The organism is Pseudomonas sp. FP1742 (assembly GCF_030687145.1).
Taxonomy (GTDB): Bacteria; Pseudomonadota; Gammaproteobacteria; order Pseudomonadales; family Pseudomonadaceae; genus Aquipseudomonas; species Aquipseudomonas frederiksbergensis_D.
Map to the genome: position 1 here is coordinate 1,249,160 of NZ_CP117460.1, position 25,466 is coordinate 1,274,625.

Annotated in this window: 23 protein-coding genes and 1 pseudogene; 7 read left to right on the forward strand and 17 right to left on the reverse strand. The window is 59.2% G+C overall.

Going from position 1 to position 25,466, the window contains the following annotated elements; all coding sequences use genetic code 11:
* Positions 1-79: 79 nt before the first annotated feature.
* The 4 genes from PSH64_RS05455 to plsB all read right to left on the reverse strand — a co-directional run bounded on the left by PSH64_RS05455 (position 80) and on the right by plsB (position 4,592).
* Complete coding sequence (locus PSH64_RS05455; RefSeq protein ID WP_105340251.1) at positions 80-721, reverse strand: lysoplasmalogenase; 642 nt, start codon at positions 719-721, stop codon at positions 80-82.
* A 2-nt stretch (positions 722-723) separates the two neighbouring features.
* Positions 724-1,116 (reverse strand): protease inhibitor I42 family protein, encoded by a 393-nt coding sequence (locus PSH64_RS05460; RefSeq protein ID WP_105340252.1) that lies wholly within the window; start codon positions 1,114-1,116, stop codon positions 724-726.
* 223 nt (positions 1,117-1,339) lie between these two features.
* Positions 1,340-2,029 carry a DUF4197 domain-containing protein gene (locus PSH64_RS05465; RefSeq protein ID WP_007940472.1) on the reverse strand — a complete coding sequence of 230 codons (690 nt, stop codon included), beginning with the start codon at positions 2,027-2,029 and terminating at the stop codon, positions 1,340-1,342.
* A gap of 58 nt (positions 2,030-2,087) precedes the next feature.
* Positions 2,088-4,592, reverse strand: a complete 2,505-nt coding sequence (plsB, locus tag PSH64_RS05470) for a glycerol-3-phosphate 1-O-acyltransferase PlsB (RefSeq protein ID WP_105340253.1) — start codon at positions 4,590-4,592, stop codon at positions 2,088-2,090.
* A gap of 165 nt (positions 4,593-4,757) precedes the next feature.
* Here plsB and PSH64_RS05475 point away from each other — a divergent pair, with 165 nt between their 5' ends.
* On the forward strand, positions 4,758-4,967 hold the full coding sequence (locus PSH64_RS05475) for a cold-shock protein (RefSeq protein WP_007964248.1): 210 nt from the start codon (positions 4,758-4,760) through the stop codon (positions 4,965-4,967).
* 140 nt (positions 4,968-5,107) lie between these two features.
* Here the strand turns inward: PSH64_RS05475 and PSH64_RS05480 are convergent, their stop codons facing one another.
* The 4 genes from PSH64_RS05480 to PSH64_RS05495 all read right to left on the reverse strand — a co-directional run bounded on the left by PSH64_RS05480 (position 5,108) and on the right by PSH64_RS05495 (position 10,357).
* A complete protein-coding gene (locus PSH64_RS05480) occupies positions 5,108-5,485 on the reverse strand; it encodes a hypothetical protein (protein WP_105340254.1) in 378 nt (125 codons plus the stop codon).
* A gap of 81 nt (positions 5,486-5,566) precedes the next feature.
* The gene (locus tag PSH64_RS05485; RefSeq protein WP_105340255.1) at positions 5,567-6,376 is read right to left on the reverse strand and encodes a putative RNA methyltransferase; all 810 of its coding nucleotides are present in this window, start codon (positions 6,374-6,376) and stop codon (positions 5,567-5,569) included.
* Positions 6,376-7,527, reverse strand: coding sequence for a succinyl-diaminopimelate desuccinylase (gene dapE / locus PSH64_RS05490; protein WP_105340256.1), 1,152 nt, complete (start codon positions 7,525-7,527; stop codon positions 6,376-6,378). The genes PSH64_RS05485 and dapE overlap by 1 nt, the downstream gene beginning before the upstream one ends.
* Before the next feature lie 238 nt (positions 7,528-7,765).
* The gene (locus PSH64_RS05495) at positions 7,766-10,357 is read right to left on the reverse strand and encodes a glycosyltransferase (protein WP_105340349.1); all 2,592 of its coding nucleotides are present in this window, start codon (positions 10,355-10,357) and stop codon (positions 7,766-7,768) included.
* A 282-nt stretch (positions 10,358-10,639) separates the two neighbouring features.
* On the opposite strand from PSH64_RS05495, the gene tcdA reads away from it, so the two are divergent.
* Positions 10,640-11,458 (forward strand): tRNA cyclic N6-threonylcarbamoyladenosine(37) synthase TcdA, encoded by an 819-nt coding sequence (gene tcdA, locus PSH64_RS05500; RefSeq protein ID WP_105340258.1) that lies wholly within the window; start codon positions 10,640-10,642, stop codon positions 11,456-11,458.
* Between the two features lie 117 nt (positions 11,459-11,575).
* Here tcdA and PSH64_RS05505 read toward each other — a convergent pair whose 3' ends face one another.
* From PSH64_RS05505 to PSH64_RS05520, 4 genes are all read right to left on the reverse strand, one after another.
* Positions 11,576-11,980 (reverse strand): SufE family protein, encoded by a 405-nt coding sequence (locus PSH64_RS05505; RefSeq protein ID WP_105340259.1) that lies wholly within the window; start codon positions 11,978-11,980, stop codon positions 11,576-11,578.
* The gene (locus PSH64_RS05510; protein WP_305480178.1) at positions 11,977-13,182 is read right to left on the reverse strand and encodes an aminotransferase class V-fold PLP-dependent enzyme; all 1,206 of its coding nucleotides are present in this window, start codon (positions 13,180-13,182) and stop codon (positions 11,977-11,979) included. The genes PSH64_RS05505 and PSH64_RS05510 overlap by 4 nt, the downstream gene beginning before the upstream one ends.
* Before the next feature lie 122 nt (positions 13,183-13,304).
* Positions 13,305-14,339, reverse strand: a complete 1,035-nt coding sequence (gene dapD, locus PSH64_RS05515; protein WP_105340261.1) for a 2,3,4,5-tetrahydropyridine-2,6-dicarboxylate N-succinyltransferase — start codon at positions 14,337-14,339, stop codon at positions 13,305-13,307.
* A gap of 33 nt (positions 14,340-14,372) precedes the next feature.
* Positions 14,373-14,681 carry an arsenate reductase gene (locus PSH64_RS05520; RefSeq protein WP_232252269.1) on the reverse strand — a complete coding sequence of 103 codons (309 nt, stop codon included), beginning with the start codon at positions 14,679-14,681 and terminating at the stop codon, positions 14,373-14,375.
* Positions 14,682-14,830: 149 nt separating this feature from the next.
* Between PSH64_RS05520 and PSH64_RS05525 the strand changes: the two are divergent.
* Positions 14,831-15,021: pseudogene (locus PSH64_RS05525) on the forward strand (Na+/H+ antiporter); the annotation flags it as partial.
* 19 nt (positions 15,022-15,040) lie between these two features.
* Here the strand turns inward: PSH64_RS05525 and PSH64_RS05530 are convergent.
* From PSH64_RS05530 to map, 5 genes are all read right to left on the reverse strand, one after another.
* Positions 15,041-15,793 (reverse strand): hypothetical protein, encoded by a 753-nt coding sequence (locus PSH64_RS05530; RefSeq protein WP_105340263.1) that lies wholly within the window; start codon positions 15,791-15,793, stop codon positions 15,041-15,043.
* A gap of 213 nt (positions 15,794-16,006) precedes the next feature.
* A complete protein-coding gene (locus PSH64_RS05535) occupies positions 16,007-16,735 on the reverse strand; it encodes a M12 family metallopeptidase (protein ID WP_305480179.1) in 729 nt (242 codons plus the stop codon).
* A gap of 169 nt (positions 16,736-16,904) precedes the next feature.
* Complete coding sequence (gene dapC, locus PSH64_RS05540; RefSeq protein WP_105340265.1) at positions 16,905-18,104, reverse strand: succinyldiaminopimelate transaminase; 1,200 nt, start codon at positions 18,102-18,104, stop codon at positions 16,905-16,907.
* A gap of 152 nt (positions 18,105-18,256) precedes the next feature.
* Positions 18,257-20,959: a [protein-PII] uridylyltransferase gene (locus PSH64_RS05545; RefSeq protein ID WP_105340266.1), complete on the reverse strand. Its 2,703-nt coding sequence runs from the start codon at positions 20,957-20,959 to the stop codon at positions 18,257-18,259.
* A 45-nt stretch (positions 20,960-21,004) separates the two neighbouring features.
* Positions 21,005-21,787, reverse strand: coding sequence for a type I methionyl aminopeptidase (map, locus tag PSH64_RS05550; protein WP_018927020.1), 783 nt, complete (start codon positions 21,785-21,787; stop codon positions 21,005-21,007).
* A 373-nt stretch (positions 21,788-22,160) separates the two neighbouring features.
* Here map and rpsB point away from each other — a divergent pair, with 373 nt between their 5' ends.
* The 4 genes from rpsB to frr all read left to right on the forward strand — a co-directional run bounded on the left by rpsB (position 22,161) and on the right by frr (position 25,464).
* Entirely contained in the window at positions 22,161-22,898 is a 738-nt protein-coding gene (rpsB, locus tag PSH64_RS05555) for a 30S ribosomal protein S2 (RefSeq protein WP_007907989.1), read from the forward strand.
* Positions 22,899-23,090: 192 nt separating this feature from the next.
* Positions 23,091-23,957: a translation elongation factor Ts gene (gene tsf / locus PSH64_RS05560; RefSeq protein WP_105340267.1), complete on the forward strand. Its 867-nt coding sequence runs from the start codon at positions 23,091-23,093 to the stop codon at positions 23,955-23,957.
* Positions 23,958-24,166: 209 nt separating this feature from the next.
* Positions 24,167-24,910: a UMP kinase gene (gene pyrH / locus PSH64_RS05565; protein ID WP_003189161.1), complete on the forward strand. Its 744-nt coding sequence runs from the start codon at positions 24,167-24,169 to the stop codon at positions 24,908-24,910.
* Positions 24,907-25,464, forward strand: coding sequence for a ribosome recycling factor (gene frr / locus PSH64_RS05570; protein WP_105340268.1), 558 nt, complete (start codon positions 24,907-24,909; stop codon positions 25,462-25,464). The genes pyrH and frr overlap by 4 nt, the downstream gene beginning before the upstream one ends.
* Positions 25,465-25,466: the final 2 nt, after the last annotated feature.

Consider the following 25,466-nt stretch of genomic DNA (forward strand, 5'->3'; position numbering starts at 1 on the left):
AACTCGGCTACTGTCAGATTTGACAGGTTTTTATCACTTTTTGAAATAAATAAGCGATTCTACTGTAATGGTTTTTCGTTTAGTTGTTATTTGTTTTACTAGTAAACGCTGAGGCTGCGATACCCCACTGTCCCAGCCAGTAGCTGAGGATGATGATGTAAGGCGCAGCATTGAACGGCGAGACGAAACGGTTGATGCCGATCACGCTGTCGGAGAACACGAACGCCAGGGCACCAGCCGCTGCCAGCAGCGCCGAGCGCTTGGACACGTCAGTGCCGAGTCGGGCCAATGCACGCCAAAGCATCGCGCTGATGGCCAAACCATAAACAATCACCGGAATCAACAACGGACCCAGTCCGTGGGAAATCAAAATCCCCAGCAGCACCGCGCCGGCGCTCGACGCAAGGATCAACGGCAATAGCGCCAGACGCCGACAATCGCTCAAATAAGCCTTTAGATACGCCAAATGCGCGACCAAAAACGCCCCAAGGCCAAACACGAATAAATCTTGCGGCCATGCCAGCAACACGTCGCCGACCAGGGAGAAAATCAAACCCAGGCTGATCCAGCGCCGATAGTCACTGGGCGGTGCATCGTGTAACCAGCCGAGCAGCGCCAGCACCGGCAGCGGTTTGACCAACAGGCACAGCAGCGCGGCATGCACGCTCAAACCATACACAAAGGTCACCGCGCCCATCAGCGCCAGAATCAGCCAGCCCACGATCAGTTAACCGCGATGGCGCAGTCGAAGGTTTGCACGGCGGGTACTTCCGGTGCCCACGGTTGTGAGTAAGTCAGTCGCAAGCGGCCGGTGCCGGTGGCGAAGGCCTGGAAACGCCAGGTTGAAATGCCGGCGCTGCCGACTATTCCGGCGTCTTCGGGGTTGCTGTAGACCTCGGGGCTGAGCGCGCGCAACACGCCCCCGGCCGAATCCTGGATCGCCCAGCGGTAACCTGTGGTGGGGTTGCTTGGCAGGGTCAGGATCAGGGTTTGCCCGTTGTGCAGTTTCGCCGGGCATTCGCTTTGTTTTTCCACGGTCAGGTTCTGTTTCGGTTGCGAGGCGCAAGCGCTCAGCAGAGCAAGGGCGAGGGGGACTAACAGGCGAGTGGGGGACATAGGATCAACGACTCCGGCGTTTACGACGAACGGCGAGCATAACTGAAGATGAGACAAATTGTGACGGCCACCCATTAGGGGTAATTGAGGGCGGGAGGCGGGTAATGCCCGTCAGTCCAGCGCAATCCATGTGGGAGCGGGCTTGCTCGCGAAAACGGTGTGCCAGTCAACGTTGATCTCGACTGATACACCGCTTTCGCGAGCAAGCCCGCTCCCACAGGGTCTAGAGCGTGCCGAACACCTTCTTCGCCAGGCTGGTCGCTGCCGCCGCAGGGTTCTTGCGAATGGTCTCTTCCTGCTTGCCAATCATCTCGAACAGACCATTCAACGCCTGCTCGGTCACGTAGCTTTCGATGTTGGCATTTTTTGCATCCAGCACACCCAGCGTCGCGGCTTGCCCGGCGAACGCGTTGTATTGTTGAGCCAAACCCACCTGGTCGGTGGCTTGCTTGACGATCGGCAAGAACTTGGTGCGGATCTGTTCGCGGCTGGTTTTGCTCAGGTACTGAGTGGCCGAGTCCTGACCGCCGCTGAGAATCCCCTTGGCATCTTCCACGGTCATCTTCTTCACCGCATCCACCAGAATCGGCTGAGCCTGCGTTACCGCCGCTTCAGCTGCCTTGTTCATGCTGGTTTCCAGTTGATCGACCTGGTCACCCATGCCGAACTGTTTCATTTTCTTGGCGACCTTGCCCAGCTTGCCTGGCAGTTCGATCTTCACGTCCGGGTTGTTGCTGAAGCCGCCGGGTGTGCCGAGTTGTTTAACGGCCAGTTGCGCGCCTTGGGTCAGGGCGTCCTTGAGACCGCCGGTCGCGTCTTGTTGCGACAGGTCACTGAGTGACAGTGCCAGGGCATTAGCGCAGATCATCAAGCCTGCGCACAGGCCGGCGAAGCGAAGGGTTGGGCGGAGCATGGCGGCTTCCTTGTTCGGAATAAAAGGTTCGGAAAAGAGCGTTAACGGATGTTGAAATTTAGTCGGTTTGCGCGGGCCCCGCGACCTGGTCCGCCGCGTCTTCACTACGATGCAGCGCCACCTGACGGATCGACAAACGAATCTCCGCCGGCAGTACCCGTTTGGCCGCGCCTTCGGCCAGTTCGCCGAGCAGTTCGTGATAACTCAGCTTGCCCGCTTCGTCACGGCGCAGCACGTCGAGGTCCAGCATTGTCTGGATGAAGTGACGGAACAGGCTCTTGTCGAAGAACTCCGGGGCGTTCAGGCCGTGGAGGATCGATAGGCGCTGGGCCATGACCGTGCACAGGTCTTCCAGTTCTTCGGCGCTGATGCTGTTCTGGCCGCTGTTGAGCAACAAAGAAACGGTCATGTAGAAGCGCTGCAAGGTCTGGGCGATGCTTTTGGACAGCAGCGTCAGCAGCACGAAATGCCGCGAGCTCGGCGCCGGGCGCAGGTACACGTTTTTCTCGAAACGCAGCAGGCCTTGCTCGACGAAGGCTTCGAGCCATTGATCGATCACGTCATCGAGTTCGTCCAGCGACCAGCGAATGAACAGTTCCGATTGCAGGTACGGATACAGCGCGCGGGTGTAGCGCAGGATCTGCTCGCGACTCATGCGCGACGCACTCTGGAAGAAACTCGCCAGCAATGACGGCAACGCGAAAATGTGCAGCACGTTGTTGCGGTAGTAGGTCATCAGGACGGCGTTTTGTTCGTCCAGGTACAGAATCTTGCCCAGTGCATCGTTCTGCTCAGACAGCAGGTTCATGTCCTTCACATGCTCGATCAGGGCTCGCCCGTCACCGTCCGGCAGGGTGGTGTGCGGCGAGTAAGGGACCTTGCGCAACAGCGCCAGATACAAATCCAGCACACGCGCCATGGCGCGATCATCCAGGGCCAGGCGGCCGGTGGACAGCAACGCCAGGGCCACCAGGTTCACCGGGTTGATCGCCGCCGCTTCGTTCAAGTGCTGCGCGACTTTCTCGCCGAGGCGGTTGGTGGTTTCGTTGAGCCAGGCCGGTTTGAATTGCGGGCCGAGCGCCTGTTGGCGCCAGTCCGGCTGTTCGCTGTCGAGGAACTCCGCCAGTTTGATCGGCTCACCGAAGTTGACCGCGACCTGGCCGAAGCGCTGTTTGAGCGCGCCGATGACTTTGAAGATGTCGAAAATCGATTCTTTCTTCTTGCTCGCGCCACGCAGTTCGCCGAGGTACGTCCGGCCTTCCAGAACGCGCTCATAGCCGATGTACACCGGAATGAACACGATCGGCATCCGCGACGACCGCAGGAAGCTGCGCAGGGTAATCGCCAACATCCCGGTTTTCGGTTGCAGCATGCGCCCGGTGCGCGAACGGCCGCCTTCGACGAAGTACTCGACCGGGAAGCCCTTGGTGAACAGGGTGTGCAGGTATTCGTTGAACACCGAGGTGTACAGCGGGTTGCCCTTGAAGGTGCGGCGCATGAAGAACGCCCCGCCGCGACGCAACAGACCGCCGATACCCGGCATGTTGAGGTTGATCCCGGCGGCGATGTGCGGCGGGGTCAGGCCGTTGCGGAACAGCAGATAGGACAGCAGCAGGTAGTCGATGTGGCTACGGTGGCAGGGGACGTAGATCACTTCGTAACCCGGGGCGACCTTTTGCACGCCTTCGATGTTGTTGACCTTGATCCCGTCGTAGATCTTGTTCCAGAACCAGCTCAGCACCACTTCCATGAAGCGGATCGCGGTGTAGGTGTAGTCGGAGGCGATCTCGTTGCCATAGCGCAAGGCCTGGGCCTTGGCTTTTTCCGCGGAAATATTCTCGCGCTCGGCTTCGTCGAGGATCGCTTGTTTGACCAGCGGCTGATTGAGCAGGCCTTTGACCAGGTTGCGACGGTGGGAAATGTCCGGGCCGATTACCGCAGCTTTCAGATTGCGGAAGTGCACCCGCAGAATCCGCTGGGCCATGCGCACGGTGCGTTCGTGGCCTTTGTTGTGATCGATCAGTTCACGCAGATGAATCGGCGCCGAGAACTGCACCCGGGTCTTGCGCCCCAGCACAATGATGCTCAGCAACCGGCGCAAACGCCCGGTGACCGCCCAGCTGTCGGCGAACAGCAATTTCCACGGGCTCGACTCGCTGTCCGGCGACTGACCCCAGAACACGCTGACCGGAATGATCTGCGCGTCTTCGGCGGCGTTCTGGCTCAGGGCGCTGACCAGACGGGTCAGGGTCGGCGGCGCACCGCGTTTGTCCTGACGGCCGAGCCAGTCGGGCTCGGGCGTCAGGTAAAAGAACGCGGCGGGCTCCAACAGCGCACCCACCGATACCGGCAACACCGGGCGTGGCAGGCCGGCCTTGCTGCATTCGGTATCGACCACGGCAAGGTCGGTCAGCGAAGGGTTTTGCAGGACGTAGAACACTGGCCGGCTGCGGTCGAGGTTAAGGGTGAACGACGACTGGTTGATCGTCTCCGAGCGAACCCAGAGGTATAGCAGTCGGCGCAGGGTGCCAAACACAAGACGGCGAAACGGGGAACGGGTCATACGGCTTCTGCGTGAGTGAATAAAACCGAGCGTTTGCTCGGGCGGCCGATAGTGTGCCGGATTCATCGAAAATCGGCAAAAAAGCGGCTAAGTAAACTTGAGTTGAGAGTTTTTGCGTCTGTCATATACTCGGCCATTCAAAATAAAAAGAAGGGGTACCGAGACATGGCAACGCGCGAAACCGGCAATGTGAAGTGGTTCAACGACGCCAAGGGCTATGGCTTCATTCAGCGCGAGGACGGGGTGGACGTGTTCGTGCACTACCGCGCCATCCGCGGCGAAGGGCATCGCTCGCTGACTGAAGGTCAGCAGGTCGAGTATGCGGTGGTGACTGGTGAGAAGGGTTTGCAGGCTGAGGATGTGGTGGGGCTGTAAACCCGATCTTCGGATCACACAAAACCAATGTGGGAGCGGGCTCGCTCGCGAATGCGGTGTGTCAGTCAATGTTAATGTCGACTGACACACCGCATTCGCGAGCAAGCCCGCTCCCACATTTAATCCGCGTTGAACGGGATTTAAGCGGTTTTCCAGGTGATCTCTTCTTCACCATCGACGCTGATGCGAATCCAGCGATCCGCTGACTCTTCACCCTCTTCCTCGACCCAGCTACCCGGCGCGCAACGCACTTCGACGTTGAGCGCGGCAAATGCGGCGCGGGCGCAGGCGATGTCGTCTTCCCACGGGGTCTGGTCGCTTTCCAGGTACAGGCTGTTCCATTTGCCGACGGCTTTGGGCAGCCAGGTCACCGGCACGTTGCCGGCCTTGCACTTGTAGGTCTGACCTTTCTGGACCCAGTCGGTGCAGGGGCCTAAAGCCGCGCCGAGCCAGGCCGCGATGGCCTTGTAGTCGACGTCGGCGTCTTTCAGGTAAATCTCGATGTCCGGTTGGCGCATGGATGTCCTCACTGCGGGTCTGAAAAATCCATTCGCGGATTTAGCCGGTCTCAAGCTTTGCTCAAGACCAAAGTTGTCGGGTTATTGAAGAACGAAATAATCGTAGCGCATCGACACCGTGACCTCGAACGGCTCAGCCTGTTCGATGACCGCTGCCCGGCGTTCGGCACTGGCGCGCCAGCCGTGAGGTGTCATCGCTAACAGGTTCGCGCGATCCTGGCCATTGACCAGCGTCAGTTTGAATTCCAGGGTTTCGCTGTGTTGCAGCGCCATGCCTTCCGGCACCAGCGCCAGATGCTTGTCGTCGGTGTACTCACGCACTTCGTCGTACAGCCGCTCGCGCAACTCCATCAGATGGCCGCTGGTCGGCCCGACTTTCATCAGGCCGCCACCGGGGCTGAGCAGGCGTTTGGCTTCTTCCCAGTCCAAAGGGCTGAACACGCTGGCCAGGAACTGGCAGCTGCCCGAGGCCAACGGCACCCGTGCCATGCTGGCGATCAACCAGGTCAGCGCGGGGTTGCGTTTGCAGGCGCGTTTGACCGCTTCCCGGGAAATGTCCAGGGCATAGCCATCGGCGTTGGGCAAGGCTTCGGCGATTTGCGCGGTGTAGTAACCCTCGCCACAACCGATGTCCAGCCAACGCTGGGGCGCGTAGTGCGCCGCCAATTCCGCCAGACGCTTGGCCACCGGCGCATAGTGCCCGGCATTCAAGAAGTCGCGACGGGCTTCGACCATCGCCAGGTTATCCCCAGGGTCACGGCTGTTCTTGTGCTGCACCGGCAACAGGTTCAGATAACCCTGCCGCGCACGGTCGAAACGATGCCCGGCGGGGCAGGCCACGCCGTTGTCCACCGCGTTCAGCGGTTCGCTGCAGATCGGGCAGGCCAGCATCAGGCGAGCAACTTGATCAGGGTCTGGTAGTAGATTTCGGTCAGCACGTCGAGGTCGGCCGCCAGTACGCGTTCGTTGACCTGGTGGATCGTCGCGTTGACCGGGCCCAGTTCAACCACTTGGGTGCCCATGGTCGCGATGAAGCGCCCATCGGAAGTGCCGCCGCTGGTGGAGGCCTTGGTGTCACGACCGGTGATGTCCTTGATGCTTGACGACACCGCGTCGAGCAGCGCGCCCGGCTCGGTGAGGAATGGCAGGCCGGACAGCGCCCAGTCGATGTGCCAGTCCAGGCCATGCTTGTCGAGGATGTCGGCGACGCGCTTTTGCAGGCCTTCGACGGTGGACTCGGTGGAGAAGCGGAAGTTGAACACCGCCACCAGATCACCCGGGATCACATTGGTCGCGCCGGTGCCGGAATTGACGTTGGAGATCTGGAAACTGGTCGGCGGGAAGAAATCGTTGCCGTGGTCCCAGTGCTCGGCGGCAAGTTCGGCCAGCGCCGGGGCGGCGAGGTGGATCGGGTTCTTCGCCAGGTGCGGATACGCCACGTGGCCCTGCACACCGCGCACGGTCAATTTTGCGCCGAGGGAGCCGCGCCGGCCGTTCTTGACCACGTCACCCACCAGGCTGGTGCTCGACGGTTCGCCGACGATGCACCAGTCCAGACGCTCCTTGCGGGCGGCTAGGCGTTCGACCACTGCCTTGGTGCCATGGTGCGCCGGACCTTCTTCGTCGCTGGTGATCAGGAACGCAACCTTGCCCTTGTGATCCGGATAGTCGGCGACGAAGCGCTCGGCCGCCACGGTCATGGACGCGAGGCTGCCTTTCATGTCTGCCGCGCCACGGCCGCAGAGCATGCCGTGTTCGTCGATCACCGCGTTGAACGGATCGATCTGCCAGGCCGCCACCGGACCGGTCGGCACCACATCGGTGTGACCGGCGAAGCACAGCACCGGGCCGTCGTGTTTGCCGTGGGTCGCCCAGAAGTTATCCACATCTTCGATGCGCATCGGTTCCAGCGTAAAACCGGCATCGCCCAGGCGCTGCATCATCTGCTTCTGGCAATCGGCGTCGACCGGCGTCACGGACGGACGGCGGATCAGGTCGATGGCGAGTTGAAGGGTCGGCGAAAGGTCGGCGTGGGCCGTCATGTAAGACTCCGGAAACTTGAAATTTGGGCACGGGGCTAAATGTGGGAGCGGGCTTGCTCGCGAATGCGGTGTGTCATTCAGCATTGATGTTGACTGGCACACCGCATTCGCGAGCAAGCCCGCTCCCACAGGTATGGCGTTCGACCGTCGGAACGTGCCCGGCCAAGGCCTGCAAAATGGCGGTTATCTTAAAGCAAAACGGCGGCCATTGGCCGCCGTTTAGTGCATCTGCAAAGATTTAGACTGCCGGCGCCGTCTCTGTTTCGACCGCCGGTTTGGGCAGCGACGACAGGAACGCCATGATCAGCGCCGCCAGGTACGGCAGCGACTGCACCAGCAACATGGTCACCCAGAAGCGCATGTCGTTGCTCGGCAGGCCCTGCACCAGGAAGATCCCCAGCGCCGCGCCCCACAACAGCAGCATGATGAACACCTCTTCGCGCGCTTCCGAAATGGCTACCCAGAAGCCGTGGTTATCGGCGTTTTTCGGGGTGCGGAAGAACGGAATGCTGCTGGTGAAGAAGCCGTACAGCACCGCTTTGGCGATGGTGTGCGACAACGCCAGCCCGGCCAGTGCGGCGCAGAAGGCGTCCTTGAGGTTGACCCCGACCGCACGACGGTACAGGAAGATGATCTTGCCCACCTTGAACACGAACAGCGCCAATGGCGGGATCGCGAAAATCAGCAGCGGTGGATCGACCCGTTGCGGCACGATGATCATCGCCGCCGACCACAACAGTGCGCCGACGGTGAAAAAGATGTTCATGCCATCCGCCACCCATGGCAGCCAGCCCGCGAGGAAGTGGTAACGCTGGCCACGGGTCAGCTCGGTGTCCTTGCCACGCAGCAGGCTGGCGGTGTGACGCTTGATGATCTGAATCGCGCCATAGGCCCAGCGGAAACGCTGTTTCTTGAAGTCGATAAAGGTATCGGGCATCAGGCCTTTGCCGTAGCTGGTGTGGTAGTACGCCGCCGACAGACCTTTTTCGAACACGCGCAGACCCAACTCGGCGTCTTCACAGATACACCAGTCGGCCCAGCCCAGTTCCTCGAGCACCGAGCGCCGGGTCATGGTCATGGTGCCGTGCTGGATGATCGCGTCACGGTCGTTGCGGGTGACCATGCCGATGTGGAAGAAGCCTTTGTATTCCGCATAGCAGAGCTTCTTGAAGGTGCTTTCGTTCTGGTCGCGATAATCCTGTGGCGACTGCACCACGGCGATTTTCGGGTCGGCGAAGTGGGGCACCATGTGCTTGAGCCAGTTCGGGTCGACGCAGTAGTCCGAGTCGATCACCGCAATCACTTCGGCATCTTTGGCGGTATGCGGAATCAGATAGTTCAGCGCACCACCCTTGAAGCCGGCCAATGGCGCGACGTGGAAGAACTTGAAACGCGGGCCGAGGGTTTCGCAATAATCACGCACCGGTTCCCACACCGCCGGGTCCTTGGTGTTGTTGTCGATGATCAGGACTTCGAAGTCCGGATAGTCGAGATTGGCCAAGGCATTGAGGGTCTGTTTGACCATCTCCGGCGGCTCGTTGTAGCAAGGAACGTGAATTGACACCTTCGGCCGGTAGTCCGATTCGCCCACGACCGGCAGGAATTCACGCCGGCGTTTGTGGGTCCAGACCGCTTCGGCCAGTTCATGGGCTTCCGTCAGCAGAACGATGAATACCCCGAGTGCACCGAGGGCGAGCAGGAAACCCACCGTCAGGCTGAACCAGGTGCTGTATTGCTGGCTGTAGTCGTAACCGATCCACACCAGCACCGAACCGCACAGGAACGCGATAAAGGTCAGGAAGGTACGGCCACGTTGGCGCAGGGCCGAGCCGTCGATCATCAGCAAGGTCAGGGACAGCAGGGCCAACACGGCCGAGCCGATCGCCAGCACACGCCATTGCGGGATCGCGACCACCGGGCCTTCGAAGTTGAATTTCTGCTGGCGCGCGGCGTTGAACACGCCCCAGTACGCGCCTACCGAGCCTTCGTCAGTGGCCTTCCACGGCTGGTCAAACGCTTCGATCACGAAGTAGTTGAAGCCTTGGCGGTTGAGCTTGTTGACCAAGGTGCGCAGGTAGATCGCTTGATCCGCCGGCGACGCATCGGCGCCACCGCGCATGCGGCCGTTGCTCGGCCAGCCGACTTCGGAGAGCAGCAACGGTTTTTTCGGGAACATCTTTTTCAGGTCACGGGCGCGGTCGAGAACGAACTGACCCGCCTTGTCCACCGGAATGAACTCCCAGTAGGGCAGAACGTGAGCCGCGATCAGGTCGACGTGCTTGGCCAGTTCCGGGTGTTCTTCCCAGACGTGCCACTGTTCAGAGGTTGTGACTGGCACCTTAACGGCCGCGCGCACGCGATCCAGGATCACGCTCAGCTCGGCAGCGGTGATTTCCTTGCGGAAGATCGCCTCGTTACCGACCACGACACGAACCACGCTGCGGGAGGTGTTGGCCAGTTCGATGGCGCGCAGGATCTCGCGCTCGTTGCGTTCCTGGTCCGGGCTGATCCAGATCCCCAGGGTCACCCGCAGGCCGAATTCTTCCGCCAGTTTGGGGATATCCTCCAGCGTGCCGTCGACCGAGTAGGTCCGGATGTTGTCCGTCAGCTTGCTCATGATCTCCAGGTCGCGACGCATTTCATCGTCGGTCGGATACTGGTCTTTCTGCGGGTACTGGCCTTGTTGAAACGGCGAGTACGAGAAGCCAGAGATCTGTTCAGGCCAGTTGGGGGCGGAGACCGGGCGATTGATCAGCGCCCAGAAGCCGGTAAACAAGGCTGCGATGGCGAGCACCACGACCAGGTTGAGTCCAAATTTACGCGATGACATAGCTTTTTCGGGTTCCAAAGGCTGTGGAACGAAGGAACGGTTGGCGGCCGGCTGCCAGGTGGCAGGGGCGCGCATCCTACACTGGAGGTTCTCTGACCGTACAGCGAACAGGGAAACGCCCGACATTGGGCAATCCAGGTCGACTTAAGTTCTTTGACCGGGACGATGTAGCCCAATTCCAATAAATTTGTAGTCAATTGAAGCAGTCAAGACTGCCGTCCATAGCACCAAAGGTGCTCTTGACCGCCGACAGCCCTATAATGCGCGCCGGTTTTTGGGGTTATGGTCATGAGTACAGAAGATCCGCGGTTTGCTGGTATCGCCCGCTTGTATGGCATTGAAGGCATGGAGCGCTTGCGCGCGGCCCATGTGGCGATCGTCGGCGTCGGTGGTGTCGGTTCCTGGGCGGCGGAAGCGGTTGCCCGGTGTGGCGTGGGCGAGATATCGCTGTTCGACCTGGACGACGTCTGCGTCAGCAACGCCAACCGTCAGCTGCATGCGCTGGACAGCACCGTTGGCAAACCCAAGGTCGAAGTAATGGCCGAGCGCCTGCGCGGGATCAACCCGGACTGCACGGTGCATGCGGTGGCGGATTTCGTTACCCGCGAAACCATGGCCGAATACATCACGCCGAACATCGATTGCGTGATCGACTGCATCGACAGCGTCAACGCCAAGGCGGCGCTGATCGCCTGGTGCAAGCGGCGCAAAATCCAGATCATTACCACCGGCGGTGCGGGCGGGCAGATTGACCCGACGCTGATCCAGGTCTGCGACCTGAACCGCACGTTCAATGATCCACTGGCATCGAAAGTACGCTCCACATTGCGCCGCGACTATGGCTTCTCCCGCACCGTGACCCGTCACTACAGCGTCCCGTGCGTGTTTTCCACCGAGCAACTGCGCTACCCGAAACCGGATGGCAGCATTTGCTTGCAGAAGAGTTTTGTCGGTGATGGCGTGAAGCTCGACTGCGCCGGGGGCTTTGGCGCGGTGATGATGGTGACGGCGACATTCGGCATGGTCGCGGCGACCAAGGCTGTGGATAAGATTGTGGCTGGGGTGCGGCGCCCGGCGGATCGGGTAAAACCTGAGGCTTGATCGGGAGTGGCTGATGGCCTCTTCGCGAGCAAGCCCGCTCCCACATTGGATCGGTTGGATACAAAATCCGAATACACCATAAATCCAATGTGGGAGCGGGCTTGCTCGCGAAGGCGATTAACCAGCCAACTCATTCATCCGCTGGAGCACCGTATTGAGGCCATTGCTGCGCGATGACGAGAGCTGGCGGCTCAGTCCAAGCTGACTGAACCAGTCCGCTAAATCCACCTGCCGCAACTCAGCCGCCGACAACCCATTGACCCGCGCCAACAGCAACGCCACCAACCCGCGAATCAACCGCGCATCGCTGCTGGCGCTGAACTGCCAATGCCCATCCTGCAGCGCACCGACCAGCCAGACCTGGCTTTCACAGCCATGCACACGGTTGGCGTCGACTTTATCCACATCGCTCAGCTCAGGCAGACGGTCGCCCCACTGCATCAACAGCCGTGCCCGCTGTTCCCAGCTCGCTGCTTTCTGAAAAGTGTCCAGCGCCGTGACGGCATCGGCGGGCAGGGTCATCGCAACAACTCCAGGGCCTGGTCCAGCGCTTCGAAAAAGCGCTCAAGGTCTTCGCTATTGTTATACAACGCCAATGACACCCGAATCGCGCCAGCCAGTTCGAAGCGCTTGAGCAACGGCATGGCGCAATGATGACCGGCGCGCACGGCGATACCCTGTTCGGTCAGCAAATGCGCCAGGTCCGAGTTATGCACACCCTCGACAACAAAGCTGGCCAGCGCCAGTTGCGGTTTGCCCAGCAGGCGAATGCCGTTGCGCGCTTCGAGGCCTTTGAGCAAATAGTCATGCAACGCCGCCTCGTGGGCGGACACGGCGTCCTGATCCAGCCCGGCGAGATAGTCCAGCGTCGCGCCCAGACCGATCACACTGGCGATCGGCGGCGTACCGGCTTCGAACCCCAGCGGTGCGGGACGAAAGCGTGCGTCGTGGTAATTGGCATCCAGCACCATTTCGCCACCGAACTGCCAGGGGCGCAGGTGCTGCAGCGCTTCGTTGCGCCCGAACAACACGCCCAGGCCATCGGGGCCATAGAGCTTGTGGCTGGAAAATACATAGAAGTCGCAACCCAATGCCTGTACGTCGTGCCGACCATGCACGACGCCTTGAGCACCGTCGACCACGGTCAGGGCGTTGTGTGCCTTGGCCATCGCCAACAGCGCAGGTAACGGCTGCCAGGCACCGAGTACGTTGGACAGCTGACTGACGGCCAAAAGACGAGTACGCGGACCGATCAGGTGAGCGGCAGCCTGAAGATCAATCAAACCGTCGGCATCCAGCGGCAGGATCACCAGCTTCAAGTCGCGACGGTGGGCCAGTTGCTGCCACGGCAACAGGTTGGCGTGATGCTCCAGGGCACTGATGACAATCTCATCGCCCGGGTTGAAAAGGTGTTCCAGGCCGTAGGCCAGGAGGTTCAGCGCGGAGGTCGCGCCGTGGGTAAAGATGATTTGTCCGCAATCGCCGGCGTTCAGCCATTGCGCTACTTTGCTGCGGCTGTCCTCGAACGCCTGGGTGGCATGGGCGCCGGGCAAGTGTTGCGCCCGATGCACGTTGGCCGCGCCGTTGGCGTAGTAATGCGCCAGGGCATCCAGCAGGGCTTGAGGTTTTTGTGTGGTGGCGGCGTTGTCCAGATAGGTCTGGTCTTGCCGTTGCAATGCGGCGATGGCCGGAAAATCGGCGCGCCAGGGAGAAGGAATCATCATGCTATCGGGCCCTGGTGGGGTTACGCCGAACCCTGTGGGAGCCGGGCTTGCCCGCGAAGCTTTTAGCAGCCTCAAGCGCCTCTTCGCGAGCAAGCCCGCTCCCACAGGTGATCATGCGACGCTTAGTTGTGAGCGTGCAGCGCTTCGTTCAGTTCGATGGCCGACTTGTGGGTTTTGCACTCCACGGCACCGGTTTCCGAATTGCGACGGAACAGCAGGTCAGGCTGACCGGCCAGTTCACGGGCCTTGACGACTTTGACCAGCTGATTTTTTTCGTCGAGCAGCGCCACTTTGGTGCCGGCGGTCACATACAGGCCCGACTCAACGGTATTGCGATCGCCCAACGGGATACCGATACCGGCGTTGGCGCCGATCAGGCAGCCTTCGCCGACCTTGATCACGATGTTGCCGCCGCCCGACAGGGTGCCCATGGTCGAGCAACCGCCGCCCAGGTCCGAACCCTTGCCGACGAACACGCCAGCCGACACACGGCCTTCGATCATGCCCGGGCCTTCGGTACCGGCGTTGAAGTTGACGAAACCTTCGTGCATCACGGTGGTGCCTTCGCCGACGTAGGCGCCCAGACGAATACGTGCCGCGTCAGCGATACGCACGCCGGCCGGAACCACGTAGTCGGTCATTTTCGGGAATTTGTCCACCGAGAACACTTCCAGCAGCTCGCCGCGCAGACGGGCTTCCAGTTGGTGCTCGGCCAGTTCGGCCAGATCGATGGCGCCCTGGCTGGTCCAGGCGACGTTTGGCAGCAACGGGAAGATTCCGGCCAGGTTCAGGCCATGGGGCTTGACCAGACGGTGGGACAGCAGGTGCAGCTTGAGGTAAGCCTCAGGCGTGGAGCTCAGTTGCGCGTCTTCGGCCAACAGCGTGGCGACCAGCGGCTTGTGGCTCTCGGCCAGACGGGTCAGCAGCGCAGCTTGTGCAGCGTCGACGCTTTTCAGCGCTTCAGCCAGTTGCGACGCCTGAGCAGTGCTGAAGGCGATGGCCTGATTGCCTTCGGTGTAGCCCAGAACCGGCGCAATGGCAGCGACCAGTTCGGCCGACGGGTTGAGCAGTGGCTGCGCGTAAAACACTTCCAGCCATGCGCCTTGACGGTTTTGAGTGCCGACACCAAAGGCCAGGCTGAACAGGGTAGTGGACATGTTGATACCTCTAACAAAATGGAACGGGCTGCCTTACTTGAGTGCTGCCGCGTAGATATCTGGCTTGAAGCCAATCAGGGTTCTGTCACCGAGATCGAGCACCGGGCGCTTGATCATCGAGGGTTGTGCGAGCATCAGTTCGATGGCTTTCGGCTGATCGAGATCGGCTTTGCGTTCGTCGTCGAGCTTGCGAAAGGTCGTGCCTGCGCGGTTCAACACCACTTGCCAGCCGTGCTCGTCGCACCATTGGGTCAGGTGTTCACGGTCGATTCCGACCGCTTTGTAATCATGAAAGTCATAGCTCACAGCGTGTTCATCGAGCCAGGTGCGCGCCTTTTTCATGGTGTCGCAGGCTTTGATGCCGAAAAGGTGCAACGTTTTGCTTGAAACGGTCAAGGAATTGCCCCCTTTGCAGGTGCTGAAAATAAAAGGTGACGGATTATGCCATGACCGGACGGTTTCGCGTCGGCTGTGGTCGGGTTTGTCTGTTTGAAGTATTCAACGATTCGGCCGAAGACCAGGCGCTGGTGTTTCGGATGGGATTTGCCGGAGCGGCGGGCGCTGGGGCGCAACGCTTGGAGGTGTACAGTCGGAGCCGTCATCACCAGATGGGGGATGACAGCTCCGGGAAGTGTTGGGAGCGCTGGATATGAGTGAGGCGAGCCGGGTTCAGGTCAAATAGCCTGAACGAATCAATTGCGTCATTCGGTTGTTTGCTCAGGATAAGGATAGGCCTTGGTCATGAATGCCTTGTCCTTTTCGCTGAGGACAAGGTTGAGGAAAATCTGGAAGTCACCGTGCGTCCAGGCTTGGCGGATTTCATAGTGCATGATCGACTTTGGGTCATAAGGCGAGTAGTTGACTTCGCTGGTGTCGAGAAGATTGAAATAGCGGTCGTCAACGGTTTTTCGCCTGAAGTCACTTTCATCAGCGTCCTCAGGTACCCCATGAGCCAGGTAAACCGCTGGCTTGTTCCAGGGAATATTCGCCTCAGGGTGCAGGTGCTCATGCTCGGCTCCCAATGCATGACCAAACTCGTGCATCACATAGTGGGCGAAGAGTTTGGGCACAAGCATCCAGTCCGCAATGACCATGGTTGGGCCTTCTTCTACAAGTAGAGCGTCGGTACCGATTTTTGACCAGTAGGTCCCTGGCTCGGTGCGAATTCGGATATCGCCGACTTCGCCTTCGACGAAGTCGAATTTCAGATTGATATGTGGCAACCAGTTACTTGCAGCGGCCTTCACACCGTCCTTGAAAGCTTGACTGCCATTTAAAAATGCAATCCGCAACGTGCGGCCGGGGGCCCAGAATTTTGTATGAATGGCGACTGCCCGTTTCTGGCGACCGGAGGCGGAGGTTGGGCAGTTCGCAGGGTTCTCGGCGATGGCGGCTTCATACGAAGCCTGATTATCTTCCGGTTTTCCGGTGAGGCAAGTTGTTGCAGAGTTCATGATTAAGTATCCGTACTTGTGTTTTCTGAAATTAATTGATGTTTGTTTTGCAGGGCGTTCTGTTGTCGAGTGTGTCGGGTTATATGTTTGTTGGTTGTATATTAATGAGTGTTGTGGGGTGGGAGAAGTAAAGTGTTTGTTGGTTGTGTTGCTTGATATTGAAAGCTCGCAGGCATTGCACTCTGCGAACTTTCTGTGTTTGGGCGTTTATTGTTATTTTGGATAAAGCAGTTTCATCAGTCGCTTGTCTTTTTTACTGATCTTGCGGTTGATCGAGACTTGCCAGTCGCCCACCGTCAATGTATTCGCCACCGGGTGGTGCATGATGGATTTTCTATCGTAGGAGGTATAAATCGCATCCACTGTATTGAATGGCGCGAACAGGTTTCTGTCCACTTCCTCCCGAGTGAGCGGGTTCATCTCGCGGTTCTGGTAAAACTCATACACTTTCGGCTTGTCCCAGGGGATGTTTGCCTGTGGATGCTGGTGCTCATGCATCGCCCCCAGAGCATGCCCGAACTCGTGAATCACAATCACCTCGAAGTCCTCATGTTCGGGTTTGACGCCCAGGTTCATGGTGGGCCAGTCGGGGTGAATCAACAACGCGTCGGTGCCCAGCATTGAGCTGTTGTCGTTGTTCCTGGTGGCGATCCGAATGTCGCCTTGCAAGTCATCGACAAAATCAAAGCTCAGGTTGATATACGGCAACCACTGGCTGGCTGCGTCGATGATCTTCTGCTTATGCTCCGCCTCGGGACTGTCCATGAAGGCGATTTTCAAGGTGCGACCGTTGGCCCACAGTTTTGAGTAGTTGAACACCGAGCGTTTGCGGCGGGTACCGGTGGTGATGCCTGCATTAGCAGGGTTTTCAGTGACTGCTGCTTCATATGCTGCTTGGTCGTCTGGCCACTGCATCAGCCTGCAGTGTAGAAGATCGTTCATCGTTACTTCTTCCTTGAAGTTAATGATAAGGATGTATTCAGGCGCAACGAGATGCGCTGCCACCAGACTAATGTCCGGTCGGCAGGCGTGTGAGGTATAAAGTTATATGAACTTGTAACTTGATATGAAAAATGCCCGCGCCAGATTGCCTGGTACGGGCATGCACGGGTTACTTATGGCGGGTAATGAACGCGCGAATCCGTTCAGCCGCTTCCACGCACTCCGCCAGCGGGGCTACCAGTGCCATTCGCACACGACCAGCGCCCGGATTGACGCCGTCCACATCACGGGAAAGGTACGAACCCGGCACCACGGTCACGTGTTCTTCGGCAAACAGATCCCGGCAGAACGCCGCGTCGTCGCCATTTACGTTGGGCCACAGGTAGAAGCCGCCGTCCGGACGCTGCACGTCCATCACCGGGCTGAGGATTTCCAGCACGGCATCGTACTTTTCACGGTACAGCGCGCGGTTGGCCCGTACATGCACTTCGTCATTCCACGCGGCAACGCTGGCCAGTTGCGTCTGTACCGGCATCGCACAGCCGTGGTAGGTGCGGTACAGCAGGAAGCCCTTGAGAATGTCGGCATCACCGGCGACAAACCCGGAGCGCAGGCCCGGGAGGTTGGAGCGCTTCGACAAGCTGTGGAACACCACGCAGCGTTTGAAATCCTTGCGACCCAGTTCGACGCAGGCGCTGAGCAGGCCCGGTGGTGGGGTTTGTTCGTCGAAGTACAACTCGCTGTAGCATTCGTCCGCGGCAATCACGAAGTCGTATTCGTCGGCCAGGGCGATCAGTTTTTTCAGGGTGTCGACCGGAATCAGCGCGCCGGTCGGGTTGCCCGGCGAGCACAGGAACAGGATCTGGCAGCGTTTCCAGATGTCCGGAGAAACGGCATCGAAATCCGGGTTGAAGCCGTTTTCATCCAGGCATGGCAGGTAATGCGGCTTGGCTCCGGCCAGGAACGCCGCGCCTTCGTAGATCTGATAGAACGGGTTCGGGCTGACCACCAAGGCGTCATCGCCTCGATTGACCACGGTCTGGGTGAAGGCGAACAGCGCTTCGCGGGTGCCGTTGACCGGCAGCACGTTGCGCGCCGGGTCGAGCCAGCCGTGCGGGACGCTGAAACGGCGTTCGCACCACGCGGCGATGGCTTCACGCAGGGCCGGGATGCCGAGGGTGGTCGGGTACACGGCCATCTGATCCAGATTGCTTGCCAGGGCTTCGGCGACAAAGCTTGGCGAGCGGTGCTTCGGTTCGCCGATGGACAATGCGATGGCGCGCTTGTCCGGGTTTGGCGTGACGCTGCCGAGCAGGGCGCGGAGCTTTTCGAACGGGTAGGGCTGCAACTGGTTCAGAGCGTTGTTCATGGGGGCCTCTTTTAATGTGGGAGCAGGCTTTATGTGGGAGCCGGGCTTGCCCGCGATTCAGGCGCCTCGGTGTGTCGGATGCACCGAGGAGATGCTATCGCAGGCAAGCCAGTTCCACATGGGCTAGCTCCCACAGGGGGGAATTTGTTGATTCAGATGCTGATTCGCGAAAGTTTGATGTCGGGTTCCTGGCTGACACTCAACTGTTTGACGATTGCGTCCTGCAAACGGCTGCACAGCAATGGATCGGACAGCGGCTGGTTGTTTGCGTCGGTGATGAAGAACACGTCCTCCACGCGCTCGCCCAGCGTCGCAATCTTGGCGTTCTGCAGCGACAGGTCGAACTCGAGGAAGATCGTGCCGATCCGCGCCAGCAACCCCGGGCGGTCGGGCGCGCTGAGTTCCAGCACGGTCACCGGACGCTGGGCGTCGTTGTGGATCGTCACCTGTGGCGCAAAGGCAAAGTGCTTGAGCTGGCGTGGTACCCGACGCTGAATGATCGTCGGGTAGTTGTCCGGGTTGCGCAGGGCCTCGGTGAGGCCTTCGCGGATCTGCTTGACCCGCGCCGGGTTGTCGCCGATCGAGTCGCCATCGGTGTCGAGCACGATATAGGTGTCGAGGGTGAACTGGCTGCTGGAGGTGATGACCCGGGCGTCGTGAATGTTCAGGTTGAGCTGGTCCATCGCCGCCACGGTCACGGCGAAGAAGTCGTGCTGGTCCGGCGCATAAATGAAGATCTGCGTACCGCCCTCGAACTCGCGCTGGGTGGTTTCCTTGATCAGCACCAGCGGGCCGCCGTCGGCCGGCTGCTGCAGGATTGCATCAGTGTGCCAGGCCACGTCGCCGGCGGTGTGGCGCAGGAAGTAGTCATCGCCCAGTTGCGCCCATAGCTGCTCGACGTCGTCCGGGTCGGTGCCGCCGCGTACCAGAATGTCCAGCGCCGCGCTCTGGGTCTGGCGGATCTGCTCTTCGCGATCCACCGGGTTTTCCAGGCCGCGCCGCAAGGCGCGCTTGGTCTCGGTGTAGAGCTGGCGCAACAGACTTGCGCGCCAGGAGTTCCACAGCGTCGGGTTGGTCGCGTTGATGTCGGCAACGGTCAGCACGTACAGATAATCGAGGCGGGTTTCATCGCCGACAATCTGCGCGAAATCGTGGATCACATGCGGGTCGGACAAGTCCTTGCGCTGGGCGGTGGTCGACATCACCAAGTGGTTCTGCACCAGCCAGACAATCAGGCGGCTGTCCCAGATCGGCAACTGATGGCGTTGGCAAAAGGCTTCTGCATCCACTGCACCGATTTCCGAGTGGTCGCCATGCCGGCCCTTGCCGATGTCGTGATACAGACCCGCCAGGTAAATCAGTTCCGGCTTGGGCAGTTTGGCCATGAGCTTGCTGGCCAACGGGAATTTTTCCGACACCTGGGTGTATTGCAGCTTACGCAGGTGCTTGATCAGGTTCAGGGTGTGTGCGTCGACGGTATAGATGTGAAACAGATCGTGCTGCATCTGCCCGACAATAAAGCCGAACTCCGGCAGATAGCGCCCGAGGATGCCATAACGGTTCATCCGCCGCAGGTTGCGGTGGATGCCGATCTTGCACTTGAACAGTTCGATGAACAGGCTGGTGTTGCGAATATCGTTGCGGAAGTCGTCATCGATCAAATGACGGTTCTCGCGCAGCAGGCGGATGGTATCGGCGCGCACGCCTTTGATTTCCGGTTGCTGGGCCATCAGCACGAAGATTTCGAGCATGGCGAACGGCGTACGGCGGAACACGTTGTCGCTACGCGCCTCGATGTAGCCGTCGTGCAGCTGGAAGCGCGAGTTGATCGGCTGCGGCGGTGCTTCGTCTTCCGGGGCCAGGATCACTTCTTCGAAGTGCTGGATGATCAGGTCGCTGAGCTGGGCAATGCTCATGACCACCCGATAGTACTGTTGCATGAAGTTTTCGATGGCGTGCTTGGCGTCATCGCCTTCGAACCCCAGCAGCCCGGCAATTGTGCGCTGGTGATCGAACAGCAGGCGGTCTTCGGAGCGGCCGGCGAGCATGTGCAGCGCGTAGCGCACTTTCCACAGAAATTCCTGGGACGAGGCCAGCAGGGCGTTTTCACTCTCTACCAGGAAACCTTCGCCTGCCAGGGCTCGCAGGTTCAGGGTGCCGTACTGGCGGCGGGCGACCCACAGGATCGTCTGAATATCCCGCAGGCCACCGGGCGAACCTTTGACGTTGGGCTCCAGGTTGTACTCGGTGTCGTTGTACTTGTGGTGGCGGGCTTTCTGCTCGGCGCGCTTGGCCAGGAAGAACTCCTTGCTGGGCCACATGTGTTCTGTGCTGGTGACGTCCAGCATGCGCTGGCGCAGGCGTTCGGGGCCGGCAATGGTGCGGCTTTCCATCAGGTTGGTGATCACCGTCAGGTCGGCGCGGGCTTCCTCGGCGCATTCGTCCACCGAGCGAACGCTCTGGCCGACTTCCAGGCCGATGTCCCACAACAACGTCAGAAAGCGCTCGATGGAGTCACGGAAAATTTCGTGATCGGCGCTGTCCAGCAGGATCAGCAGGTCGATGTCGGAGTAGGGATGCAACTCGCCACGACCGTAGCCGCCGACCGCTACCAGGGCGATATCGGCGTCTTCGCTCCAGTTGAACTGCTCCCAGGCCTGTTGCAGGATGTTGTCGACGAACCAGGCGCGATCCTCGATCAGCCGGCGAATGTCCCGGCCGCGGCGAAACCGCTCGTCGAGCACCTCGCGAGCCTGACGTATCGCCTTCTTGAAAGCAGCGATAGGGCTTGCCTTCAGGGCCAATTCAGCCTGGAACTGGCCGCGGTCGAAGAGTTCGGGATCCACCTGCGGCATCGATTGGCTTTCCTTTCTATAAGGCTGGGAGCGGAGCGGTCGGGATCAGGCCGAAACGCGCGGGATGGTATCGTCGCTGCGCAGGGTGAAAATCTCGTAACCGGTGTCGGTCACCAGCAGGGTGTGTTCCCATTGCGCCGACAGCTTGCGGTCCTTGGTGATCGCGGTCCAGCCATCGCCCAACACCTTGGTGTCGGCCTTGCCCTGGTTGATCATCGGCTCGATGGTGAAGGTCATGCCGGCTTTCAGTTCCATGCCGGTGCCGGCGCGGCCGTAGTGCAGGATCTGCGGTTCTTCGTGGAACACTTTGCCGATGCCGTGGCCGCAGAACTCGCGAACCACCGAGAAACCGTTCTTTTCCGCGTGCTTCTGGATCACTTCACCGATATCGCCCAGGCGGCAGCCGGGTTTGACTAGCTCGATGGCCTTGTACATGCATTCCTGAGTCACCTGGGACAGGCGCTCGGCCCAGACCGGTACGGTGCCGACGTGGAACATGCGGCTGGTGTCGCCGTGGTAGCCGTCCTTGATCACGGTGACGTCAATGTTCAGCGTGTCGCCATCCTTCAACGGTTTCTCGTTCGGGATGCCGTGGCAGACCACGTGGTTGATCGAGGTGCAGATCGACTTCGGGAAGCCCTTGTAGTTGAGCGGGGCAGGGATGGCTTTCTGCTCGTTGACGATGTAGTCGTGGCAGATGCGGTCCAGCTCTTCGGTGGTGACGCCCGGTTTGACATAATCGGCAATCATTTCCAGCACATCGGCGGCCAATTTGCCGGCGATCCGCATTTTTGCGATGTCCTCTGGGGTTTTGAGGGTGACGGTCATACAGGCTCTCTCTGCGCTCAATGGCGCCTTCTAAAACGAAATGGGCATTGCGCGAGCGATCGTCGCGGCCCTGAAAAATGCGATTCTACCAGACGATCAGGGCAAATCTGAGCCTCTGTGCATCGCTTCTATCTATAGGATGGCGCATTCTGCGGGGATTCCAAGGGCGGGGGCAAAAGCATTCGCCAGGTTTTCAGAATCCGGGTTCCGTTTTTTCCTGCCCTGTGGTATAAAATGCGCCGCTTTCCGGGGATACCCTGAAAAGCTTAAATCCACACACGTGTCGACACGATGACCTGGGTGCCTTCAGCTGATGCTGCTGGTTGGTCATTGGGATACGTGGAGGCCAAACCCGACTTATTAAGGAACTATCATGTCCCAAGTCAACATGCGCGATATGCTGAAGGCCGGTGTGCACTTCGGTCACCAGACCCGTTACTGGAACCCGAAAATGGGTAAGTACATTTTCGGCGCGCGTAACAAGATCCACATCATCAACCTTGAAAAAACCCTGCCAATGTTCAACGAAGCTCTGACTTTCGTAGAGCGCCTGGCCCAGGGCAAAAACAAGATTCTGTTCGTCGGCACCAAGCGTTCCGCTGGCAAGATCGTTGCTGAAGAAGCAGCACGTTGCGGTTCGCCGTACGTCGATCACCGCTGGTTGGGCGGCATGCTGACCAACTTCAAAACCATCCGTGCTTCCATCAAGCGTCTGCGTGACCTTGAAGTGCAAGCCGAAGACGGTACTTTCGCCAAGCTGACCAAGAAAGAAGCGCTGATGCGCACTCGCGATCTTGAGAAGCTGGATCGTTCCCTGGGTGGTATCAAGGACATGGGCGGTCTGCCAGACGCTCTGTTCGTTATCGACGTTGATCACGAGCGCATCGCGATCACCGAAGCCAACAAGCTGGGCATCCCGGTTATCGGCGTAGTCGATACCAACAGCAGCCCGGAAGGCGTTGACTACATCATCCCAGGCAACGATGACGCAATCCGCGCTATCCAGCTGTACATGGGTTCGATGGCTGACGCTGTTATCCGTGGTCGCAACCACGTTGCTGGCGGTACCGAGCAGTTCGTTGAAGAAGCTCCGGCAGCTGCAGCTGAGTAATTGACGCCCTGGCGTTGACTCAGTAAGCAAAAAGGGGGCTTGGCCCCCTTTTTGCCACCTCGAAAACCATTTGTGAGCAGCGCAGCTACAGCATCTGTAACGTGCAGCGGCTAACAAGGGTGGCTCGGGAAGAATTGAACGCCCGTTCGATCGGGTGGAATGGTTGAAAACCTATCCAAGAGGAATTTGAAAATGGCAGAGATTACTGCAGCGTTGGTCAAAGAACTGCGCGAGCGTACTGGCGAAGGCATGATGGACTGCAAAAAAGCCTTGACCAAGGCTGGCGGCGACATCGAAAAAGCCATTGATGACATGCGTGCTTCGGGCGCCATCAAGGCAGCCAAAAAAGCGGGCAACGTTGCTGCTGAAGGCGCGATCGCTATCAAGGACGACGGTAAAGTTGCCGTTCTGCTTGAAGTCAACTCGCAGACCGACTTCCTGGCCCTGCAAGACGACTTCAAAGCGTTCGTCGCTGCCAGCGTTGAAAAAGCTTTTGCCGACAAGCTGACCGACGTCGCTCCGCTGATCGAAGCTCGTGAAGCTGACCGTCTGGTTCTGGTTGGCAAGACTGGCGAGAACGTCAACATCCGTCGTCTGGCTCGCGTTGAAGGTGACGTGGTCGGTACTTACCTGCACGGTAACAAGATCGGTGTAGCTGTTGTCCTGAAAGGCGGCAACGTCGACCTGGCCAAAGACATCGCCATGCACGTAGCAGCCAGCAACCCTGAGTTCCTGCTGCCGTCGCAAGTTTCCGCTGAAGCCATCGAACGCGAAAAAGCCGTGTTCATGAGCCTCAACGAAGACAAGATGAAAGGCAAGCCAGCTGAAATCGTTGAAAAAATGATCGGCGGCCGTATCAGCAAGTTCCTGGCCGAAGCCAGCCTGGTTGAGCAAGCTTTCGTCAAGGACCCGGAAATCACCGTAGGTGCCCTGGCCAAGAAGGGCGGCGCTGAAATCGTTTCCTTCACTCGCTTTGCAGTAGGTGAAGGCATCGAGAAGCCGGTAGACAACTTCGCTGACGAAGTTGCTGCTCAGGTAGCGGCTGCTTCCAAGCAATAAGACGGTTTTTTAACTGTCGCCCTGAAGAGGCTGCCCGCTTACGCGCGCAGCCTCTTTTCAGATGGGGTTACCAATTTTAATTGGTTTCCTTTGGAACTGGCTTACAAAGCCATGTTCCGATGGCGCTGAAGCAGCGCCAAGCTAGAGTGAACGCCAGCTGTAAACAGCTCGCAAAGAATTTTTAAAATACGCCGCAGGAGAGATTCGCAATGGCTCAGCAGGGCAGTGGTTATCAGGCTCGCTATAAACGCATTCTACTCAAGCTTAGCGGCGAGGCCCTGATGGGCTCGGAAGAGTTCGGGATCGATCCGAAAGTTCTGGATCGCATGGCACTGGAAGTTGGCCAATTGGTCGGCATCGGTGTCCAGGTCGGTCTGGTGATCGGCGGCGGCAACCTGTTCCGCGGCGCAGCGCTCAGCGCGGCCGGCATGGATCGGGTTACTGGCGACCACATGGGCATGCTGGCCACTGTGATGAACGCCCTGGCGATGCGCGATGCGCTGGAACGTGCCAATATCTCGGCCATCGTGATGTCGGCCATTTCCATGGTTGGTGTGACCGATCACTATGATCGCCGCAAAGCCATGCGCCACCTGAACTCCAAGGAAGTCGTGATTTTCGCGGCTGGTACCGGTAATCCGTTCTTTACTACGGATTCGGCAGCCTGCCTGCGAGCGATCGAGATCGATGCCGATGTCGTGCTCAAGGCGACCAAGGTTGATGGCGTCTACACCGCCGATCCGTTCAAGGACCCGCATGCTGAGAAGTTCGATCATCTGACTTACGATGAAGTGCTGGATCGCAAGCTGGGCGTGATGGATCTGACGGCCATTTGCCTGTGTCGCGACCACAAGATGCCGCTGCGCGTATTTAACATGAACAAGCCCGGCGCCTTGCTGAACATCGTGCATGGCGGCGCGGAAGGAACCCTGATCGAGGAAGGCCAACAATGATCAACGAAATCAAGAAAGACGCTGAACAGCGCATGCAGAAGTCCCTGGAATCGCTGGCGCACAACTTCGGTCGTATCCGTACCGGTCAGGCGCACCCAAGCATTCTGGAAGGCGTGATGGTGCCGTACTACGGTGCTGACACCCCGATCAAGCAGGTCGCGAACATTACCGTTAAAGACGCCCGTACCCTGCAAGTCGTTGCCTTTGAGCGCAACATGCTGGGTGCTGTCGACAAGGCTATCGGTAGTGCTGGCCTGAACCTCAACCCGACCAACCTGGGCGAGTTGCTGCTGATCTCCATGCCGGCCCTGACCGAAGAAACCCGCAAGGGCTTCACCAAGCAGGCTCGTGATGTGGCTGAAGATGCTCGTGTTGCCGTGCGCAACATCCGTCGTGATGCCAACAGCTCGCTGAAGGACCTGGTCAAGGAAAAAGAAATCAGCGAAGACGAAGAGCGTCGCGCCACTGGCGAGATCGACGATCTGACCAAAAAGTACGTGGCTAAAATCGATGCGGATTTGGCGCAGAAAGAAAAAGACCTGATGGCCGTATAAGG

Excerpts from the sequence above, each read along its gene's own strand:
- PSH64_RS05460 (WP_105340252.1), bottom strand. The coding sequence starts at position 1,116 with ATGTCCCCCACTCGCCTGTTAGTCCCCCTCGCCCTTGCTCTGCTGAGC.
- PSH64_RS05465 (WP_007940472.1), bottom strand. The coding sequence starts at position 2,029 with ATGCTCCGCCCAACCCTTCGCTTCGCCGGCCTGTGCGCAGGCTTGATG.
- plsB (WP_105340253.1), bottom strand. The coding sequence starts at position 4,592 with ATGACCCGTTCCCCGTTTCGCCGTCTTGTGTTTGGCACCCTGCGCCGA.
- PSH64_RS05475 (WP_007964248.1), top strand. The coding sequence starts at position 4,758 with ATGGCAACGCGCGAAACCGGCAATGTGAAGTGGTTCAACGACGCCAAG.
- PSH64_RS05480 (WP_105340254.1), bottom strand. The coding sequence starts at position 5,485 with ATGCGCCAACCGGACATCGAGATTTACCTGAAAGACGCCGACGTCGAC.
- PSH64_RS05485 (WP_105340255.1), bottom strand. The coding sequence starts at position 6,376 with ATGCTGGCCTGCCCGATCTGCAGCGAACCGCTGAACGCGGTGGACAAC.
- dapE (WP_105340256.1), bottom strand. The coding sequence starts at position 7,527 with ATGACGGCCCACGCCGACCTTTCGCCGACCCTTCAACTCGCCATCGAC.
- PSH64_RS05495 (WP_105340349.1), bottom strand. The coding sequence starts at position 10,357 with ATGTCATCGCGTAAATTTGGACTCAACCTGGTCGTGGTGCTCGCCATC.
- tcdA (WP_105340258.1), top strand. The coding sequence starts at position 10,640 with ATGGTCATGAGTACAGAAGATCCGCGGTTTGCTGGTATCGCCCGCTTG.
- PSH64_RS05505 (WP_105340259.1), bottom strand. The coding sequence starts at position 11,980 with ATGACCCTGCCCGCCGATGCCGTCACGGCGCTGGACACTTTTCAGAAA.
- PSH64_RS05510 (WP_305480178.1), bottom strand. The coding sequence starts at position 13,182 with ATGATGATTCCTTCTCCCTGGCGCGCCGATTTTCCGGCCATCGCCGCA.
- dapD (WP_105340261.1), bottom strand. The coding sequence starts at position 14,339 with ATGTCCACTACCCTGTTCAGCCTGGCCTTTGGTGTCGGCACTCAAAAC.
- PSH64_RS05520 (WP_232252269.1), bottom strand. The coding sequence starts at position 14,681 with ATGAAAAAGGCGCGCACCTGGCTCGATGAACACGCTGTGAGCTATGAC.
- PSH64_RS05530 (WP_105340263.1), bottom strand. The coding sequence starts at position 15,793 with ATGAACTCTGCAACAACTTGCCTCACCGGAAAACCGGAAGATAATCAG.
- PSH64_RS05535 (WP_305480179.1), bottom strand. The coding sequence starts at position 16,735 with ATGAACGATCTTCTACACTGCAGGCTGATGCAGTGGCCAGACGACCAA.
- dapC (WP_105340265.1), bottom strand. The coding sequence starts at position 18,104 with ATGAACAACGCTCTGAACCAGTTGCAGCCCTACCCGTTCGAAAAGCTC.
- PSH64_RS05545 (WP_105340266.1), bottom strand. The coding sequence starts at position 20,959 with ATGCCGCAGGTGGATCCCGAACTCTTCGACCGCGGCCAGTTCCAGGCT.
- map (WP_018927020.1), bottom strand. The coding sequence starts at position 21,787 with ATGACCGTCACCCTCAAAACCCCAGAGGACATCGCAAAAATGCGGATC.
- rpsB (WP_007907989.1), top strand. The coding sequence starts at position 22,161 with ATGTCCCAAGTCAACATGCGCGATATGCTGAAGGCCGGTGTGCACTTC.
- tsf (WP_105340267.1), top strand. The coding sequence starts at position 23,091 with ATGGCAGAGATTACTGCAGCGTTGGTCAAAGAACTGCGCGAGCGTACT.
- pyrH (WP_003189161.1), top strand. The coding sequence starts at position 24,167 with ATGGCTCAGCAGGGCAGTGGTTATCAGGCTCGCTATAAACGCATTCTA.
- frr (WP_105340268.1), top strand. The coding sequence starts at position 24,907 with ATGATCAACGAAATCAAGAAAGACGCTGAACAGCGCATGCAGAAGTCC.